Source organism: Aeromicrobium sp. UBA7512 (genome assembly GCF_002476985.1).
Taxonomy (GTDB): domain Bacteria; phylum Actinomycetota; class Actinomycetes; order Propionibacteriales; family Nocardioidaceae; genus Aeromicrobium; species Aeromicrobium phoceense.
Genome location: NZ_DLNK01000007.1, coordinates 459659 through 476213 on the forward strand (window position 1 = coordinate 459659; position 16555 = coordinate 476213).

The following is a 16555-nucleotide window of genomic DNA, read 5'->3' on the forward strand; positions in this document are numbered from 1 at the left end:
GTGGATGAACCACACGGGTGTAATTCGTGGAATTCACCGGCATCAGTAGGATGTCCGAATGCCGTTGATCGTCCCGGACGCCCTGCGCGCCGCCGGTGTGGTCAGCGTCGTGGCGGCCACGATCCACGCGGGCTGGATCGGCTTCGCACTCTTCTTCCTCGTGCTCGGGGCGCTCTTCATCCCTCGGGCGGTCGGCACCGGGCCGGCCCTCGACGTCACCTTCTGCGGCGCCCTCCTGCTCGGCGGCTGGGCGGCCCAGCTCGACTGGTACCTCGCCGTCCCGGGCCTCGATCTCGTCGTCCACGCCACAGCCACCGGGCTCATCGCCGCCCTGACGTGGCAGGTGCTCGTGAAGGTCGGCGCCCTCGCCACCCACGACGATCCCCGGCTCGCGCGCCCCCGGCTCGGCGCCTTCGTCGTCACGATCACCACCGCCGTCGCGCTCGCCGTGGTGTGGGAGTTCCTCGAGTGGATGGGCCACACGTGGATCGACGACCGGATCCAGGTGGGCTACGACGACACGATCGGCGACCTCGCCGCCGGAGCGGTCGGCGCGCTGGTCGCCGCGCTCGTGGTGAGCCGCACGTCGGCCGCGGAGCCGAGCCGGTGACGACCCCGACGGTCTCGGTCGTCATCCCCGTGCACGACGACGCGGACGAGCTCCGCGAGTGCCTGCGTCTGCTCGCGCTCCAGACCGTGGCCCCGCTCGAGGTGGTCGTCGTCGACAACGACTGCACCGACGACTCGGCGGCCGTCGCCGAGGCCGCCGGGGCCCGTGTCGTCGTGGAGCCGCGCCTGGGCATCCCCCCGGCGGCCGCCACCGGCTACGACGCGGCCTCGGGCGATGTGGTCGCCCGGCTCGACGCCGACTCGCGGCCCGGCCCCGACTGGATCGCGCGGGTCGCCGGCGCGATGGCCGACCCCGAGGTCGATGCCGTCACCGGGGCGGGCTGGTTCCACGACCTGCCGCCCCTGCTCGGCCGCATCGCCACCGTGGCCTACCTCGGCGCCTACTACGTCCTGACGTACCTGGCCCTCGGCCACCATCCGCTGTGGGGATCGAGCATGGCGATCCGCCGCACCAGCTGGGAGCGCGTGCGCGACCGGGTGCACCGGTTCGACGACGTCCACGACGACATGGACCTGGCCTTCGCGCTCGGCCCCGAGTCCGTGATCCGCTACGACCGCGCCCTGCGGCTGGGTGTCTCGGGACGCTCGGTGCGGGGCCGGAGGCAGCTGGCGCGCCGGATGGACCGGGCCGTCACCACGCTGAGGCTCAACTGGGCGGAGCGACCGCCGTGGAAGCGCTGGCAGGACCGGTTCCGGCCCCGCCACGTCACCGGAGGCTGATCCAGATCAGCAGCTGCGTCACGAGGAACCCGGTGAGGAAGTTCAGCCACAGGAAGCGGCGCCAGCCGGCGTTCGCCTCCTCGCACCGCTCGTCGGTGATCGACAGGTACGGCGCGATGTTGGCGGCGTAGGGCAGCACCAGCAGGGCGGAGAGGGATCCGGGCCACGGCAGCGCCAGCAGGCACAGGCCGCCCACGAGGTAGGCCGCGAACGCGAATCGGGTGGTGTTGCGGGCCCCGAGGACCGTGCCGATCGAGCCGATGCCGGCCGCGCGGTCGGCGGTGACGTCCTGGACGGCACCGAACGCGTGCGAACCGACGCCCCACGCGAAGAAGCCCGCGATGGCGGCGACGACCGTGCCCCCGAGCTCGACCTCGCCACCGCGGGCAGCCGCGAGGGCCAGCCCGAACACGGCAGGGCTGACGAAGTGCGTGCTGGAGGTGATCGAGTCCAGGAACGGGCGCTCCTTGAACCGCAGCACCGGGGCCGAGTACGCGATGACGGCGAAGATGCTGATCGCCAGCACGAGGTTCGACAGCGGCGAGCCCATGACGGCGAGCACCACGACGAACGGCACGTTCGAGAGGACCGCCGACCAGATCGTGAGCCGGTGGATGCGCCGGTCGAGCACGATCCCCTCGACCCCGCCCTTGCGCGGGTTGCGCAGGTCGGACTCGTAGTCGAAGACGTCGTTGATCCCGTACATCAGCAGGTTGTAGGGCACCAGGAAGTACGCGCAGCCCACCCAGAACGCGACGTCGAGCCCACCGCCGGCCAGCAGGTAGGCCGCGCCGAACGGGAAGGCCGTGTTGACCCACGACAGCGGGCGGGACGACGCCAGCACCTGGCCGGCGCGGCTCACGCCTGGTCCTGCGCCGAGACGGTGGAGTCGAAGTGCCGGGCCGGCCGCGAGAGCAGCAGGGACAGCGACGAGACCAGGATCGTGGCCGCGAGCGGCCACGCGAAGTCCTCGATCGGCGCGAGCCCCACGTGGATGCCGGTCAGGGCCGACTCGTCGAACCGGAAGAGGTCGGCGGCGATCATCACGCTGTCGAACACCGCGGTCAGGACGGCGAGCGCCACGGCGGTGAGCCCGGTGGCGGCCCACCAGCGACGGTCGGGGCGACGCGTGACGACCGCGAGGGCCAGGACGGGAAGAGTGGCGGCCGTGAAGACCGCGGCGAGCCCGAGGTACGTCATCGGGTCACCGTCCTGCGGTCGAGCAGCATCGTGAACAGCCCGTGCAGGACGCCGGTGACGTAGCAGAGGAAGACGATGAAGAAGAGCTCCTCGAGTGGCAGCTCCCGGGCCACCTCGATCCCGGTCATCGCCGGGGACTCGCCCCGCGCGTACACCTCGAGCCGGATCGCCACGATGTCCCACACCAGGAAGAACACGAAGCCGATGGCGAGGACCACCAGCGCGTTCGAGGCCTTCCGGAAGAGGAACAGCCGCCAGCGGCGGTCGACCAGTCCCATGCAGAAGCCCGCCCCGATCACCGAGGCGAGGTAGAGCCAGCTCACGCGACCACCGTAGTGCCGGCCTGCGGCTCGGATGACGGGCCCGCCGACCGGTCGCCGCGCAGCCGCTTCAGCACGAGCTCGGCGCTGATCAGGCACATCGGCAGTCCGATGCCCGGGATCGTGCTGGATCCGGCGTAGAGCAGCCCGTCCACCTTGCGCGAGGCGTTGCGCGCGCGGAGGAAGGCGCTCTGCCTCAGGGTGTGGGCGGGCCCGAGAGCCCCGCCCGACCACGCGTTCAGGTCTGCGGCGAAGTCACCGGGTCCCATGGTGCGCCGCACCTTGATCCGCGAGGCCAGGTCGGGGACGCCCGCCCACGAGGCGATCTGGCCGATGGCCGCGTCCGCGGTCTTCTCGACCACGGGATCGCCTGCCCCGTCGACGCCCCCGCGCCCCAGGCCCACGTCGGCCGGGACGGGAACGAGGATGAAGACGTTCTCGTCGCCCTCGGGAGCCACCGAGGGGTCGGTGGCCGACGGACGGCACACGTAGGAGGACGCGGGGTCCGGCACGCGTCCGGGGCGGCCGAGGACGTCGTCGAAGTTCGCGGCCCAGTCCCGCGTGAAGAACATCGTGTGGTGGGCCAGCTCGGGCAGCTCGCCCTCCACGCCGAGGTACGCCAGCACGGCGCCAGGCCCCGGATCGCGGCGCTTCCACCACGACTCCGGGTAGGTCTGCAGGTGCTCGGGCAGCAGTCGCGTCTCGAGGTGGTGCAGGTCCATCGCGCCGACCACCACGTCGGCATCGATCCGCTCGATCCCCTCGTCGGTGCGGAACGTGACCCCCTCGACCCGCGCCCGCGCGCCCGGCGTGGGCAGGGCGCGGCCGGTGGAGCTGGTGTCGATGCCGATGACGGTGGCGCCCGTGCGGATGCGCACGCCGCGGGCGCGCGCCAGGGCGGCGATCGCGTCGATCAGCGTGGAGAACCCGCCCTGCGGGTAGAGCACGCCGTCGGCGAGGTCCATCCCGCTCATCAGGTGGTACATGCTGGGCGCGCGCGACGGCGACGAGCCGAGGAACACGGCGGGGTACCCCAGGATCTGGCGCAGCCGCGTGTCGTCGAAGCGCGCGGCGACGTGCGACTCCAGAGAGCGCCCCAGCAGCCCGGCCAGGCGCGGCGCCCGGCGCAGCACGTCGGCATGAGCGAGGTTCGCCGGTCGCTCGAAGCTCGTGTAGAGGAAGTGGTCGACCGCCATCTGGTGGGTGTCGGCCGCGGAGTCCAGGTAGTCCTCGAGGCGACGGCCCGCGCCGGGCTCGATCGCGTCGAACAGGGCGACGTTCTCGGCGCGCGTGGCCCGCACGTCGACGGGTTGCTCGTTGCCCTCGAAGAACACGCGGTAGCCCGGATCGAGCCGGACGAGGTCGAGCTGCTCGTCCGCGGTGGTCCCGAGGAGCCGGAAGAAGTGCTCGAAGACCTCGGGCATCAGGTACCAGGACGGGCCCGTGTCGAAGCGGAAGCCGTCCTTGCTCCACGAGCCGGCGCGCCCGCCCACGTCGTCGCGCTGCTCGAGCAGGTCGACCGACCAGCCGTCGGCGGCCAGGAGGGCCGCGGTGGCGAGTCCGGAGATCCCGCCGCCGATGACGGTGACGCGGCGCATCAGACGCCCACCGTGACGGCGCGCGCGACGACCCGGGCCTTCGCCGGGCCGGGCACGCGGATGCGCTCGGAGCGGATCCGGGCCGGCGAGGCGTTGCGGAGCCGCCGTGACAGCTCCGCGAAGAGGGCGTGGGCGGCGGCGACCGCGCGGCGGCTGCCGGCGGGCAGGCGCGGGATCACGGCCGCGGCGGCGGCGAGGTCGGCGTCGATGTCATCGAGCAGCCGGTCGCGCATCGCGACGTCGAAGTGCTCCGGGTCCAGTCCGGGCACGTAGCTGCGGCCGAGGTTGTCGCGGTCGTCGCCGAGGTCGCGCAGGAAGTTCACCTTCTGGAAGGCGGCGCCGAGGCGCTGGGCGCCGGGGGCCAGCTCGGCGTACTGCGCCTCGGGGCTGGGCTGGTCGAGGAGGAACGCCTTGAGGCACATCAGTCCCACGACCTCGGCGGAGCCGTAGATGTACGTCGCGAAGCTGGCCTCGTCGTGGTCGGTGCGGAAGAGGTCGGTGCGCATCGACTGGAAGAACGGGTCGACCAGGTCGGTGCCGATCCCGCACGCGCGCGCCGTGCGCGCGAACGCGTGGACGACGAGATTCGCACTGTGCCCGGTGCGCATGGCCTCGTGGACCTCGGCATGGAGCGAGTCGAGCACGCGCAGCTGCTGGTCGTGGTCGCCGTCCGGGCGCGGGGCGTCGACGATCTCGTCCGCCACGCGCACGAGCGCGTAGATGTTGCACACGCGCGTGCGCACGGGCTCGTTCAGCAGCCGTGACGCCAGCGAGAACGAGGTGGAGTAGCGCTTGATCACGAGCGCGGCGGCACCCTCGGCCACGTCGTCGTACAGCGTGTACGCCTCGGTGGCGGCGGTCGATCCCGAGCGGCCGTGCTCGTCGTGGTGGAGCGCGCTCATGCCGCACCGACCTGGGCGGCGGGGTCGTGCGTCGTGGCGGCCATGTGCCAAGCCTGCGCCACGAGGGGGTCCAGGAGCGACCGTTCGAGGTCGAGCGTGCGGGCGTGCTCGCGCGCCAGCGCCAGGTGGCCGTCGGCGAGGTCCTCCACGTAGCCCCGCGATCCGCAGGCCGCGAGTGCCTCGCGCACGCCGGCCGCGGCCGCCTCGGTGAGGTCGGGGTCACCGAGGTGGGGCGCGATCCGCTCCCACTCGGCCGTCTGCGACGCGTGCACCATGAGCGGCGTTCGCTTGCCCTCGCGCAGGTCGCCCAGCGGGTCCTTGCCCGTCGTCTCGGGGTCGCCGAACATCGCCATCACGTCGTCGTGGAGCTGGAACGCGACCCCCAGGCAGCGGCCGATCTCGCCGAGGACCCGCACGGCGGACTCGTCGGCGCCCGCCAGGACGGCTCCGGCCTGCAGCGGCAGCACGAACGAGTAGACGGCCGTCTTGTGCTCGGTGACGGCGATGGCCTCGTCGGCGCTCGGCATGGCGGTGCCCAGGGCCAGGCGGACGTCGGCCAGCTCGCCGGCGGCGGAGGCGTGCAGCGTGGCGTCGAGGAGATCGAGCAGACGGTGGGTGGTGACCGGGTCGACGCCGCACGTCGCCACGGCGCGGATCGCCGCGGCCAGTGCCAGGTCGCCGGCGAGGATCGCGCCGGCGCGCGCGTAGGTGTCGTGGTCGTCCGGCGAGCTGGCCAGCTCGGTGGCGTCGGAGCGGAACAGGCCCGGCACGCTGGGCCGTCCACGGCGGGTGTCGTCGTTGTCGATCACGTCGTCGTGGATCACGAAGGCGGTGTGGAGCAGCTCGGTGGCCGCGGCGACGGCATCGACCACCGTGTCGGGCTGGTCGCCGCCGAAGGCCGCGTGCACCGTCGTGACGAGCCACGGCCGGAAGCGCTTGCCGCCGGAGCTGCCGAGGTCGAGGGCGGTGAGCAGTGCGTGGTGGTCGCGGCTCAGGCCGGGGACGCGGGCCGAGTGCAGGAGTGAGTCGAGCTCCGATTGCAGGGTCATGGACTCGTCTCCGTCTCGTCCGGCGCCAGCACGTGCCAGGCGTCCGCCTCCTCGATCGCGGCAGCCTGCTCGACCAGCCACGGGCTCAGCGCCCACGGCGCGATCCGCACCGTCTCGCGCAGGTCGGACACGTCGACCCAGCGCAGCTCCTCCACCTCGTCGGGATGGGGCTGCGCCTCGTCGGTCGCGCGGGCGACGAAGACGGGGCACACCTCGTTCTCCACCACGCCGGAGGCGTCGACCGCGCGGTAGGCGAAGTCGGGCAGGAACGGGCGGATGGATGAGGGCTCGAGGCCGAGCTCACCGCGGCCGTGGCGGCTGACCGCGTCGACGAGGTCCTCGCCGGGCCGCGGGTGGCCGCAGAAGGAGTTGGTCCACACGCCGGGCCACGACCGCTTTCCCAGGGCGCGCCGGGTGAGCAGCACGCGACCGCGACCGTCGATCAGGTAGCAGGAGAAAGCCAGGTGCAGCGGCGTGTCCTGGCCGTGGACGTCGTGCCGGGGAGCGGTGCCGATGGGGCGCCTCTCGTCGTCCAGCAGGACGACGAGGTCGTCGGGATCCCCGTGCGGGAGCCGGTCGGGCAGGCCCGAGCGCGTGCCGCTGGACGGCGCAGCGGCGTCCGCTGCCCCGGTGGCGTGGTCGAGCACGGGTTCCACAAGACCTCCTGGTGACACCTCGAACGATATTGCTAACCAATCTAGATATCAACTTGTAGAAATAGTGCCTATGATGAAGGGGTGCCGATGCGTCCACTTCCCCGTACCCCCGTGGCACCCGACTACACCGACGACGAACGCGACCTGCTGAGGGCCGTGCGCGAGCTCGTCCGGGCCGATCGGGAGATGCGCAACCGCCTCAGCGACGCGATGCGGGTCAACCCCACCGACCTGCGATCGCTGCGTCACGTCATTCGCGCGGTGGAGATCGCGGAGTCCGATCCGCAGGGCAGCGCGGTCCCGGGGGTGACCCCGCGCCGGCTCGCAGACCACCTCGGCATCAGCACCGCCGCCGTGACGACCTTGGTCGACCGGCTCGTCGCCTCCGGACACCTGGAGCGCGTGCCGCACCCCACCGACCGTCGTTCCGTGGTGCTGGTCCCCACCGAGCAGGCCCGCCACGAGATGTCGGTGCACCTGGCCGACATGCACGAGCGGATGAAGGCCATCGCGGCCAGGGTGCCGGTGGAAGCCAGGCCCGCGATCATCGACTTCCTGCAGTCCCTCACGTCGGAGATGGAGCGCGGCCGGCTCGAGGTGGGCCCGTCCTGAGGCCCCGGTTGTCCCCAGATGGGGACAATGCTGTGGGTAAACCACACCCATGTAATTCGCGGCGTTCGAGTGCCGAAACGACAAGGCATCCGAGCCCGGATGGGGGTCGGATGCCTCATCGTTCGTCGGTACTCAGACGTGCGGAAGGATCTCCTCGGCCACGAGCCGCAGGTGGTCCAGGTCGGCCAGGTCGAGCACCTGCAGGTACAGGCGCTCTGACCCGGAGTCCGCGAACTCGCCGATCCGGTCGAGGATCTCAGCAGGCGTGCCGGCGAGCCCGTTGGTGCGCAGCTCGTCGACCTCGCGGCCGATCGCCGCGGCACGCCGGGCGATCTCGGTCTCGTCCGATCCCGCGCACAGCACCAGCGCGTTGGACCACGCGAGCGATGCCGGATCGCGCTCGGCCTTCTCGCAGGCCTCACGCACCCGCCCGAACTGCGTGCGGGTGAAGTCGGCCGACTCGAACGGGATGTTGAACTCGTCGGCGAACCGCGCCGCGAGCGCCGGCGTGCGGCGCTTGCCCTTGCCGCCCACGATCACGGGGATCCGGTCCTGTGCCGGCTTGGGCAAGGCCGGCGAGTCGGTGACGGTGTAGTGCCGGCCCTCGAACGAGTAGGCGCCGGAGGTGTCGGCCCACAGGCCGGTGATGATCTCCAGCTGCTCCTCGAGGCGGTCGAAGCGCTCGGGCGTCTCGGGGAAGCCGATTCCGTAGGCCCGGTGCTCGGCGTCGAACCAGCCAGCGCCGAGCCCGAACTCCACGCGTCCACCGCTCATCTGGTCGACCCCGGCCACGCTGATCGCCAGCGGTCCGGGCAGCCGGAACGTGGCGCTCGTGACGAGGGTGCCCAGCCGGATGGTGGACGTGTCGCGGGCCAGGCCGGCCAGCGTGATCCAGGCGTCGCTCGGACCGGGCAGGCCCTCCCCGCCCATCGCGAGGTAGTGGTCGGAGCGGAAGAAGGCGTCGAAGCCCAGCCGCTCGGACTCCTGCGCGACGGCGAGGAGGTCGTCGTACGACGCGCCCTGCTGCGGTTCGGTGAAGATCCTCAGTCGCATCAGGCGCGAGCGTCGGGATCGTCGGTGCCCAGCGGGTTCGGCTGGGAGGAGAGGTCGTCCGAGCCGGCCTCGTCGATGTCGAACGGAGCCCGGGCGTCGGCGGCTGCCGCGTCAGCACGCAGACCCTCCGAGCTGGTGCTGTAGGCGGGGGCGGACGCGTCGGCATCCGTGGCGGCGGCCGTACGGGACCCGGTGCCTGAGTCCTTCGAGCCCTCGTCCTTGGAGAAGTCGGCGGCGGTCTTCACCTTGTCGCCGACCGTGCCGGAGACGTCCTTGGCCTTCTCGCTGACGACGCCGGAGACGTCCTTCGCCGTCTCGGCGACGCGGTGGCCCACGTCGGAGGCGGCCTGCTTGGCGGTGTCCTGCGCCTTGTGGGCGGTGGACTGGACCGGATCGGTGTGCCACACCTTCTCGGCCTGCTGCTTGATCTGCTCATAGCGGCCGCGGCCGGCGCGGGTTCCAAGGACGTATCCGACGGCGGCGGCCGTCAGCAGCGCGAGCTTCTTCACGAGCGATCACTCCTAGGTTCTGGTGGGGACCCGTCCATTGTGTCGCGGTTCGCCGACATCCTCATGTCGTGGAGCGGGGCGCGGGCGACATGGCCCATCCGATCGCCCGCGTCACGGCCACGCCGCCGGCGCGTACGGCGGTCGCCTCGGTGACCGGCAGCCAGGGCAGGCGCAGCGGACGGCGGGCCCAGCGCGGCAGCAACCCCACCGCCGCGGCCGCGAGCATCCCGTAGGGCGCTCGCACCGTCCACGGCACCGGCGGGCTCAGCAGCATGAAGCGGGCGGCCTCGCGAGCGGCGGGCGTGCTCTCGAGCTCGGGGCGGTAGGACGCCAGCGCAGCCGCCAGCTCCTCCGTGCTCTCCGGCACGTCGCGCGCGCCGAGCAGTCGGGCGGTGATTCCCGCCTGGGCGACGTAGACGTCGCGCTCCTCGGGCCCGAGGGGACGGGCGCCGTAGCGGTCGTGCGCGCGCAGGAACGAGTCGATCTCGGCGACGTGCACCCAGCGCAGCAGGTGCGGGTCGGAGGCGGCGTACTCGCGTCCGTCGTCGGTGGTGCCCCGGACGCGCTCGTGGATCCGGCGCACGGCCCCGATCGCGCGGTCGGCGTGGTCGACGGTGCCGAAGGTCGTCTCGGCGATGAAGCCGCTGGTGCGCTGGAGTCGTCCCCAGGGGTCGCCGCTGAACCCCGAGTGCTGGTCCACCCCGGCCATCGCCAGGGGGTGTAGCGACTGCAGGAGGAGGGCACGGATCCCGCCGACGAACATCGAGGCATCCCCGTGGACGCGCCAGACGGGGTCCGCGGGGGTGAACCGGCGCTGGCCCGGCGTGCCGTGGATGCGCTCGCGGCGACCCTCGCCCTCGGGACCGGCCACGCGCGCGAAGATCGCGGAGGCGGCCTGATCGCGGACGCGTTCGATCATGGCGCCAACGTAGCCCCGGCGGCGTGAGATCGCCGCCGGGACTTCGGGCTGCCCAGGACCTTCGGGGGCGAGGCGGGGCAGCGGACCGCGCGTGGGGGAGGGGCGCGGCCCGGGAAGGGCGGCCGGGAGGGGAAGCCCGGCTCGCCTCAGTGCGTGACCAGGTCGTCGGCCGAGGCCACGTCCACCGTCTCGGCGGTGGACGTGGTCGGCACCGCGACCACGACGCACTGCGCGTGGGTCAGGCAGTAGTGGCTGACCGATCCGAACAGCACGCGGCTGATGCCCGTGTGCACGCGCGTGCCGACGACCAGCATGGCCGCGTCGCGCGAGGCATCGACGAGCGTCGGTCCGGGCGCGCCCTGCACGACCTCGATGCGGCGGGGCCTGCCGTCGGCGTCCTCGGACCCGATCGTCTCGGTCACCCAGCGCGCGGCGTTCGACCGGGCGTCGGTCTCGTAGGCCATCCACGGGACCTCGGCGCCGGCCATCGCGACGGCCGCGTCGATCTGCCACACGTGGACGATCTTGAGGTCCGCGCCACGGAGGTCGGCCTCCTTCGCGGCCCACGTGAGGGCGGCGGCTCCTGCGGGGGTCTCGTCCACTCCGACGACGATGGTGTTGGTGCTCATCGTGGTTCCTTTCTCGACACCTCCATCGTGCTCCGGTCCGGCGTCGCGGAGCAGGGCCGAAGGTCCCGAGTTGCAGGGACCTCCGGCCCGGCGATCTCGGTACGGTGAGCGCGTGGACGAACAGGACCGGAAGCGCTGGGAGAACATCGTCGACGCCGCCGTCGCGGTGACGTCCGACCTCGACCTCGACAGCCTGCTGGCCCGCATCATCGAGCTGGCCCGCGACCTGACCGGTGCCCGCTACGGCGCGCTGGGGGTGCTGGGGCACGACCACGACGAGCTGGCCGAGTTCCTCACCCAGGGCATCGACGAGGAGACCGCGGCCCGGATCGGCGACCTGCCGCGAGGTGCCGGGGTCCTCGGCGTCGTGCTCCGCGACGGGGTGCCGCTGCGACTCGACGACGTCGCCTCGCACCCCGCCTCCGTCGGCTTCCCGCCGCACCACCCGCCCATGGGCGCGTTCCTCGGGGTGCCCGTGCGGGTCAACGGCCAGGTGTTCGGCGACCTCTACCTGACCGAGAAGCCGGGCGGGTTCACCGACGACGACGAGCGCCTCGTGACCGGTCTCGCCGCGGTCGCCGGGACGGCGATCGCGAACGCGCGCCTCTTCGACGAGCTCGCCGGCACACGGGCCGAGCTCGCGCGGATGGCCGTGGTCGAGGACCGCAACCGCATCGCGCGCGACCTCCACGACCTCGTCATCGGGCGGCTCTTCGCCGTGGGCCTGTCCCTGGACCGGATCTCGCGGAACGTCGACGAGCCGTGGGCCGGCCGAGCCTCGCAGGCCGTGGACGACGTCGACCGGGCGATCGCCGACCTGCGCGGGGCGATCTTCGCGCTGGGCTCCGACGCCGCGACGGACGAGGCACGTCTCGTGCGCCTCCTGAAGGCCACGGCTGCGCCGCTGGGCTTCGCGCCCGTCATCGACATCGAGGGCGACCTCGGCCGGCTCGACATCGGCCTGCGCAGCGACGTGCACGCGGTGATGAACGAGGCGCTGGCCAACGTCATCCGGCACGCGAGGGCCACGTCGGTGGCCCTGCGCCTCGAGGTGGCCGAGCACGAGGTGGTGGCCACGGTGACCGACGACGGTGCCGGCATGGGCGACGCCGAGCCGGCCAGCGGACTGGCGAACCTGAGCGAGCGGGCCCAGCGCTCGGGCGGGTCGTTGCGGATCGGTCCCGGTCCGGGCGGCACGGGGACCCGCGTGGTCTGGCGCATCCCGCTCGTAACCGGCGGCGCCGCGGCCGCCCTTCCGTAGGCTGAGCCCGTGAGCGAACCCATCCGCGTCTTCCTGCTCGACGACCACGAGGTCGTGCGGCGCGGCGTCGGTGACCTCCTCGAGGACTCCGGCGTGATCACCGTGGTGGGCGAGGCCGGAACGGTCGCCGAGGCCGCCACCGCGATCGAGCGGCTCCAGCCCGACGTCGCGGTGCTCGACGCGCGGTTGCCGGACGGCTCGGGGATCGAGCTGTGCCGGCGGGTCCGGCTCTCGGCCGAGCGCACGGCGGTCCTCATCCTGACGTCCTACGAGGACGACGAGGCGCTCTTCGAGGCGATCATGGCCGGAGCCTCGGGGTTCCTCCTCAAGCAGGTGCGCGGGAACGACCTCGTCGACGCCGTCCAGCGGGTCGCCGCGGGACAGTCGCTGCTCGACCCCGCCGTCACCCGCTCGGTGCTCGAGCGCCTGCGCCACCAGGCCGACCCCGACCCGCTCGACGAGCTCACCACGCAGGAGCGCAAGGTCTTCGACGAGCTGCGGCTCGGCCGCTCCAACCGCGAGATCGCCGCCACGCTCTTCCTGTCCGAGAAGACCGTCAAGAACTACGTCTCCACCGTCCTGGGCAAGCTCGGCCTCGAGCGCCGCGCCCAGGTCGCCGCCTGGGACCGCTGACGCCCGAGGCCTCGCGCACCTAGGCGCCCGTCAGCAGGTCGCCCCGTTCGGCGCGCCGGCGGCGCTGCTCGGCCGGATCCGGCACGGGCACGGCCGCGATCAGGCTGCGCGTGTACTCCTCAGCGGGCTGCCGCAGCACCTGGTCGCGCGGGCCGAGCTCGACCAGCCGCCCGCGCTGCATCACCGCGACCCGGTTCGCCAGGGTGTCGACCACCGCGAGGTCGTGCGTGATGAACAGGCACGCGAACTGCAGGCGCTGCTGCAGCTCCAGGAAGAGCTCCAGCACGCGCGCCTGCACCGAGACGTCGAGCGCCGAGGTGGGCTCGTCCGCGATGAGCAGGTCGGGGTCGAGCGCCAGGGCCCGCGCGAGGCTGATCCGCTGGCGCTGACCGCCGGAGAGCTCGTGCGGGAAGCGCTCGGCGTACTCGCCGGGCAGCTCCACCGAGTCGAGCAGGCTCCGCACCTTCTCGGTGACCTGCGCGTCGGTGAGGTCGGTGTGCACCCGCAGCGGCTCCGCGATGCAGTCCAGGATCGACATCCGCGGGTTGAGCGAGGCCGCCGGGTCCTGGAACACGAAGCCGAACCGGCTGCGGTACGGGCGCAGGTCCTTGTCGCTGAGGCCGGAAATGGTCTCGCCGCCCACCCGGACGATGCCGGAGGTCGGCTGCTGCAGCCCCACGGCGACACGGCCCAGCGTGGACTTGCCCGAGCCGGACTCGCCCACCAGGCCCAGCACCTCACCACGGTGCACCTGCAGGCTGACGTGGTCGACGGCGCGGAAGGCCGTCTCGCCCCAGCCGCCCGGGAACTCCACCACGATGTCCTCGAGGTCGAGCACGACGGGCGCACCCTCGAGCGGGGCGGGGCCGGTCGGGCCGTCCTCGCTCCCGTGCGTGCGACCGAGGTGGGGCACCGAGTCCAGCAGGGCCTGCGTGTACGGGTGCGCGGGCGCGGCGAAGAGCCGGTCGACGGGCGCCTGCTCGACGATGCGCCCCTTGTACATCACGACCACGCGATCTGCGATGTCGGCGACGACCCCCATGTTGTGCGTGATCAGCACGATCGCCGTGCCGAGCCGCGAGCGCAGGTCCAGCAGCAGCTCGAGGATCGCCGCCTGCACCGTCACGTCGAGCGCGGTGGTCGGCTCGTCCGCCACGATCACGTCCGGCTCGCACGCGATGGCGATCGCGATCACGACGCGCTGCTTCTGGCCGCCGGAGAGCTGGTGCGGGTAGTAGTCCACCCGCTTGGCCGGATCGGGCAGTCCGACCAGCTCGAGCAGCTCGATGGCGCGGGCCCGGGCGTCTGCCTTGCTGGTCTGGCGGTGGGCGCGGATCGCCTCGACGACCTGCCAGCCGACCGTGCGCACCGGGTCGAGCGCGGTCCCGGGCTCCTGGAAGACCATCGAGATCTCGTCGCCTCGGATCGGCCGCAGCTCCTGCGGCGTCATCCCGATCAGCTCGCGTCGGGCGTCCCCGCTGGTGTGCAGCACCGCGGACCCGTCCACGGTCGCCGTGCTCGGGAGCAGGCCCATGACGGCACGTGAGGTGACCGACTTGCCCGACCCGGACTCGCCGACGACGGCGACGACCTCGCCGGGTGCGACGTCGAAGCCCACGCCGTCCACTGCGACCACGCGGCCGGCGTCGGTGCCGAAGCTCACCCTCAGGTCCGACAGGGACAGCACCGCCGTGCGCCGTCGCTCCACCGATTCGGGAGCGCTGATCGGCGCGGCTCCGGCGGACTCGGTGATCTCGGGAGCGGCGCTGAGGTCCTCGGCCAGCTCGATCTCGAGCTCACCCTCGGCCTTGTCGGCCGCACGCGTGCGCAGCAGCGGGTTGGTGATGTCGTTGAGGCTCTCGCCCATCAGCGTCACGCCCAGCACGACCAGGACGATCGCCAGACCCGGGTAGAGGCCGGTCCACCAGATGTCGTTGGTGGCGTCGGGCATCGCCTTGTTGAGGTCGTAGCCCCACTCGGCGGCGGCCGACGGCTCGATGCCGAAGCCCAGGAAGCCCAGGGCCGCCAGGGTCAGGATCGCCTCGGAGGCGTTCAGGGTCCCGATCACCGGGAGGGTCTGCGCGACGTTGGACAGGATGTGCCGGAACAGGATCCGCGGGGTCCGCACGCCCACGACCTTGGCGGCGTCGACGTACGGCTCGGTCTTGACCGAGACCGTCGCGTTGCGGATCACGCGGTAGTACTGCGGGATGAAGATGACGGTGATCGAGATCGCGGCCGAGGCGATGCCGCCCAGCGCGCCGCTCGACCCGCCGGAGACGACGATCGACACGACGATCGCGAGCAGCAGCGACGGGAAGGAGTAGAGCGCGTCCATCACGAGCACGAGCGTCTTGTCGAGCCAGCCGCCGAGGTAGCCCGAGACCAGCCCGAGCGGCACGCCGATCAGGCTCGAGACGAGCACGGCCAGGATGATGACCTCGACCGCGGTGCGGGCCCCGTAGACGACGCGCGAGAGCACGTCGGTGCCTCCCACGTTGGTGCCGAACCAGTGGTCGGCGCTCGGCGGCTGCTGCGTGCCGAACAGGACACCGTCGTCGCCGCGCACCTGGTTGAAGTCGTACGGGGCGATCCACGGCGCGAAGACGGCGAGGACGAGGAAGAACGCGATGAGCCCGAAGCCCAGCAGCAGCATGAACCGCTGGAGGCCGTGGGACTGCGAGACGACGGACTGGCCGGGGTAGCGCATCAGAACCTCACTCGGGGGTCGACGAGCGCCACGATGGCGTCGATGAGGAAGCTCGCGATGCACACGATGAAGGCGATCGCGGTGACGATGCCCTGCACGGCGAGGAAGTCGCGCCGGACCAGGTACTCCGTGAGCTGGTAGCCGAGCCCGTTCCACTCGAAGGTCGTCTCGGTCAGCACGGCGCCTCCGAGCAGGATGGCGATCTGCATGCCCATGACCGTGACCACCGGGACCAGGGCGTTGCGGAAGGCGTGCTTGCGCTCGACCTGTCGCTCCGAGACGCCGCGGGCGCGGGCGGCCGTGACGTAGTCAGCGCGCAGCGTCTGCAGCAGGTTCACGCGGACGAGCCGCAGGAAGATGCCGCCGGTCAGCATACCCAGCGCGAGCGCCGGGAGCACGGCGTGCTGCAGGACGTCCCAGATGTACTCCGGCTCGCCCCACAAGATGGCGTCGACGATCATGATGTTGGTCTGCGGCTCGACCTTGGCCAGCGTCAGCTCGGTGGCGGTCGAGGCCCGGCCCGAGGTGGGCCAGCCGAACGGGGCGACGGCCAGCTTCAGCAGCAGGCCGACGAAGAAGACGGGGGCGGCGTAGGCGACGATCGCGAACAGCCGCAGCAGCACGTCGCGCCAGCGGTCGCGGTGGCGGGCGGCGATCCGGCCCAGCGGGATGCCGATGGCGAACGCGACCATCAGCGCCCACACCGACAGCTCCAGCGTGGCGGCGCCGTTGACGATGAGGATGTCGGTGACCTCGCGGTTGTCGGTCAGCGTCGTGCCGAAGTCGCCGTGCAGGATGTTGCCGAGGTACTCGAGGTACTGCACGATGATCGGCCGGTCGAGGCCTGCCTCGGCCTTGCGCTCGGCGATCTGGTCGGGGGTCAGGCGGCCACCCTGCGCCGCGGTGATCGGGTCGCCGATCACGCGCATCAGGAAGAAGACCAGGGTCACCAGCACCCACAGCATCGGGATGATCAGCGCCAGCCTGATCAGCAGGTAGCGCGCGAGCGGGCTCAGCCCGCCGCGGCGACCGGGTGGTTCGGCCGACGGGCTGTCGGCGGCGACGAGGACGTCAGTGGTCACGCTGTGCTCCTGCCTACGTGGAAGCGGGGCCCCGGCACGCGCAGGGCGTGCCGGGACCCCGGTCCCGGGTGT

Annotated in this window: 18 protein-coding genes; 5 read left to right on the top strand and 13 right to left on the bottom strand. The window is 72.3% G+C overall.

All coding sequences use genetic code 11. The features are described 5' to 3' along the window. Positions 1–58: 58 nt before the first annotated feature. Entirely contained in the window at positions 59–610 is a 552-nt protein-coding gene (locus B2363_RS13080; protein ID WP_286930727.1) for a hypothetical protein, read from the top strand. Next, a complete protein-coding gene (locus B2363_RS13085) occupies positions 607–1350 on the top strand; it encodes a glycosyltransferase (protein WP_286930729.1) in 744 nt (247 codons plus the stop codon). Before B2363_RS13080 ends, B2363_RS13085 begins: the two co-directional genes overlap by 4 nt. Here B2363_RS13085 and B2363_RS13090 read toward each other — a convergent pair. Genes B2363_RS13090 through idi form a run of 7 tightly spaced genes read right to left on the bottom strand, consistent with a single transcriptional unit; the run spans position 1337 to position 7003 of the window. Further along, positions 1337–2212, bottom strand: coding sequence for a prenyltransferase (locus tag B2363_RS13090; RefSeq protein WP_286930730.1), 876 nt, complete (start codon positions 2210–2212; stop codon positions 1337–1339). The genes B2363_RS13085 and B2363_RS13090 overlap by 14 nt on opposite strands. Beyond that, positions 2209–2550: a lycopene cyclase domain-containing protein gene (locus B2363_RS13095; RefSeq protein ID WP_181753534.1), complete on the bottom strand. Its 342-nt coding sequence runs from the start codon at positions 2548–2550 to the stop codon at positions 2209–2211. The genes B2363_RS13090 and B2363_RS13095 overlap by 4 nt, the downstream gene beginning before the upstream one ends. Then, positions 2547–2873, bottom strand: coding sequence for a lycopene cyclase domain-containing protein (locus B2363_RS13100; RefSeq protein ID WP_286930731.1), 327 nt, complete (start codon positions 2871–2873; stop codon positions 2547–2549). Before B2363_RS13100 ends, B2363_RS13095 begins: the two co-directional genes overlap by 4 nt. Next, the gene (gene crtI / locus B2363_RS13105) at positions 2870–4468 is read right to left on the bottom strand and encodes a phytoene desaturase family protein (RefSeq protein ID WP_286930732.1); all 1599 of its coding nucleotides are present in this window, start codon (positions 4466–4468) and stop codon (positions 2870–2872) included. Before crtI ends, B2363_RS13100 begins: the two co-directional genes overlap by 4 nt. Then, positions 4468–5370, bottom strand: a complete 903-nt coding sequence (locus B2363_RS13110; RefSeq protein WP_286930733.1) for a phytoene/squalene synthase family protein — start codon at positions 5368–5370, stop codon at positions 4468–4470. The genes crtI and B2363_RS13110 overlap by 1 nt, the downstream gene beginning before the upstream one ends. Continuing rightward, positions 5367–6419 (bottom strand): polyprenyl synthetase family protein, encoded by a 1053-nt coding sequence (locus B2363_RS13115; protein ID WP_286930734.1) that lies wholly within the window; start codon positions 6417–6419, stop codon positions 5367–5369. Before B2363_RS13115 ends, B2363_RS13110 begins: the two co-directional genes overlap by 4 nt. Beyond that, the gene (gene idi / locus B2363_RS13120) at positions 6416–7003 is read right to left on the bottom strand and encodes an isopentenyl-diphosphate Delta-isomerase (RefSeq protein WP_313601369.1); all 588 of its coding nucleotides are present in this window, start codon (positions 7001–7003) and stop codon (positions 6416–6418) included. Before idi ends, B2363_RS13115 begins: the two co-directional genes overlap by 4 nt. Positions 7004–7162: 159 nt before the next feature. Between idi and B2363_RS13125 the strand changes: the two genes are divergently transcribed. Then, positions 7163–7687, top strand: a complete 525-nt coding sequence (locus B2363_RS13125) for a MarR family winged helix-turn-helix transcriptional regulator (RefSeq protein ID WP_181753524.1) — start codon at positions 7163–7165, stop codon at positions 7685–7687. 132 nt (positions 7688–7819) lie between these two features. On the opposite strand, the gene B2363_RS13130 is transcribed toward B2363_RS13125, so the two are convergent. The 4 genes from B2363_RS13130 to B2363_RS13145 form a co-directional block, all read right to left on the bottom strand. After that, positions 7820–8740, bottom strand: coding sequence for an LLM class F420-dependent oxidoreductase (locus B2363_RS13130; RefSeq protein ID WP_286930736.1), 921 nt, complete (start codon positions 8738–8740; stop codon positions 7820–7822). Beyond that, positions 8740–9249 (bottom strand): hypothetical protein, encoded by a 510-nt coding sequence (locus tag B2363_RS13135; protein ID WP_286930737.1) that lies wholly within the window; start codon positions 9247–9249, stop codon positions 8740–8742. The genes B2363_RS13130 and B2363_RS13135 overlap by 1 nt, the downstream gene beginning before the upstream one ends. Positions 9250–9310: 61 nt before the next feature. Beyond that, a complete protein-coding gene (locus B2363_RS13140) occupies positions 9311–10168 on the bottom strand; it encodes an oxygenase MpaB family protein (protein WP_286930738.1) in 858 nt (285 codons plus the stop codon). 146 nt (positions 10169–10314) lie between these two features. Continuing rightward, positions 10315–10797 carry a universal stress protein gene (locus tag B2363_RS13145; protein ID WP_286930739.1) on the bottom strand — a complete coding sequence of 161 codons (483 nt, stop codon included), beginning with the start codon at positions 10795–10797 and terminating at the stop codon, positions 10315–10317. A gap of 112 nt (positions 10798–10909) precedes the next feature. On the opposite strand from B2363_RS13145, the gene B2363_RS13150 reads away from it, so the two are divergent. Together B2363_RS13150 and B2363_RS13155 are read left to right on the top strand one after the other, a co-directional pair. Beyond that, entirely contained in the window at positions 10910–12058 is a 1149-nt protein-coding gene (locus B2363_RS13150) for a GAF domain-containing protein (protein ID WP_286930740.1), read from the top strand. A 9-nt stretch (positions 12059–12067) separates the two neighbouring features. Continuing rightward, the gene (locus B2363_RS13155) at positions 12068–12691 is read left to right on the top strand and encodes a response regulator (RefSeq protein ID WP_286930741.1); all 624 of its coding nucleotides are present in this window, start codon (positions 12068–12070) and stop codon (positions 12689–12691) included. A 19-nt stretch (positions 12692–12710) separates the two neighbouring features. Here the strand turns inward: B2363_RS13155 and B2363_RS13160 are convergent, their stop codons facing one another. Both B2363_RS13160 and B2363_RS13165 read right to left on the bottom strand, forming a co-directional pair. Continuing rightward, entirely contained in the window at positions 12711–15401 is a 2691-nt protein-coding gene (locus B2363_RS13160) for a dipeptide ABC transporter ATP-binding protein (protein ID WP_286930742.1), read from the bottom strand. Further along, positions 15401–16483, bottom strand: a complete 1083-nt coding sequence (locus B2363_RS13165) for an ABC transporter permease (protein WP_286930743.1) — start codon at positions 16481–16483, stop codon at positions 15401–15403. Before B2363_RS13165 ends, B2363_RS13160 begins: the two co-directional genes overlap by 1 nt. Between the last annotated feature and the right edge of the window lie 72 nt (positions 16484–16555).

Coding starts and splice junctions, on each gene's coding strand:
- B2363_RS13140 (WP_286930738.1), bottom strand. CDS start 10,168: ATGATCGAACGCGTCCGCGATCAGGCCGCCTCCGCGATCTTCGCGCGC.
- B2363_RS13160 (WP_286930742.1), bottom strand. CDS start 15,401: ATGCGCTACCCCGGCCAGTCCGTCGTCTCGCAGTCCCACGGCCTCCAG.
- B2363_RS13110 (WP_286930733.1), bottom strand. CDS start 5,370: ATGAGCGCGCTCCACCACGACGAGCACGGCCGCTCGGGATCGACCGCC.
- B2363_RS13130 (WP_286930736.1), bottom strand. CDS start 8,740: ATGCGACTGAGGATCTTCACCGAACCGCAGCAGGGCGCGTCGTACGAC.
- B2363_RS13125 (WP_181753524.1), top strand. CDS start 7,163: ATGCGTCCACTTCCCCGTACCCCCGTGGCACCCGACTACACCGACGAC.
- B2363_RS13095 (WP_181753534.1), bottom strand. CDS start 2,550: ATGACGTACCTCGGGCTCGCCGCGGTCTTCACGGCCGCCACTCTTCCC.
- B2363_RS13115 (WP_286930734.1), bottom strand. CDS start 6,419: ATGACCCTGCAATCGGAGCTCGACTCACTCCTGCACTCGGCCCGCGTC.
- crtI (WP_286930732.1), bottom strand. CDS start 4,468: ATGCGCCGCGTCACCGTCATCGGCGGCGGGATCTCCGGACTCGCCACC.
- B2363_RS13080 (WP_286930727.1), top strand. CDS start 59: ATGCCGTTGATCGTCCCGGACGCCCTGCGCGCCGCCGGTGTGGTCAGC.
- B2363_RS13145 (WP_286930739.1), bottom strand. CDS start 10,797: ATGAGCACCAACACCATCGTCGTCGGAGTGGACGAGACCCCCGCAGGA.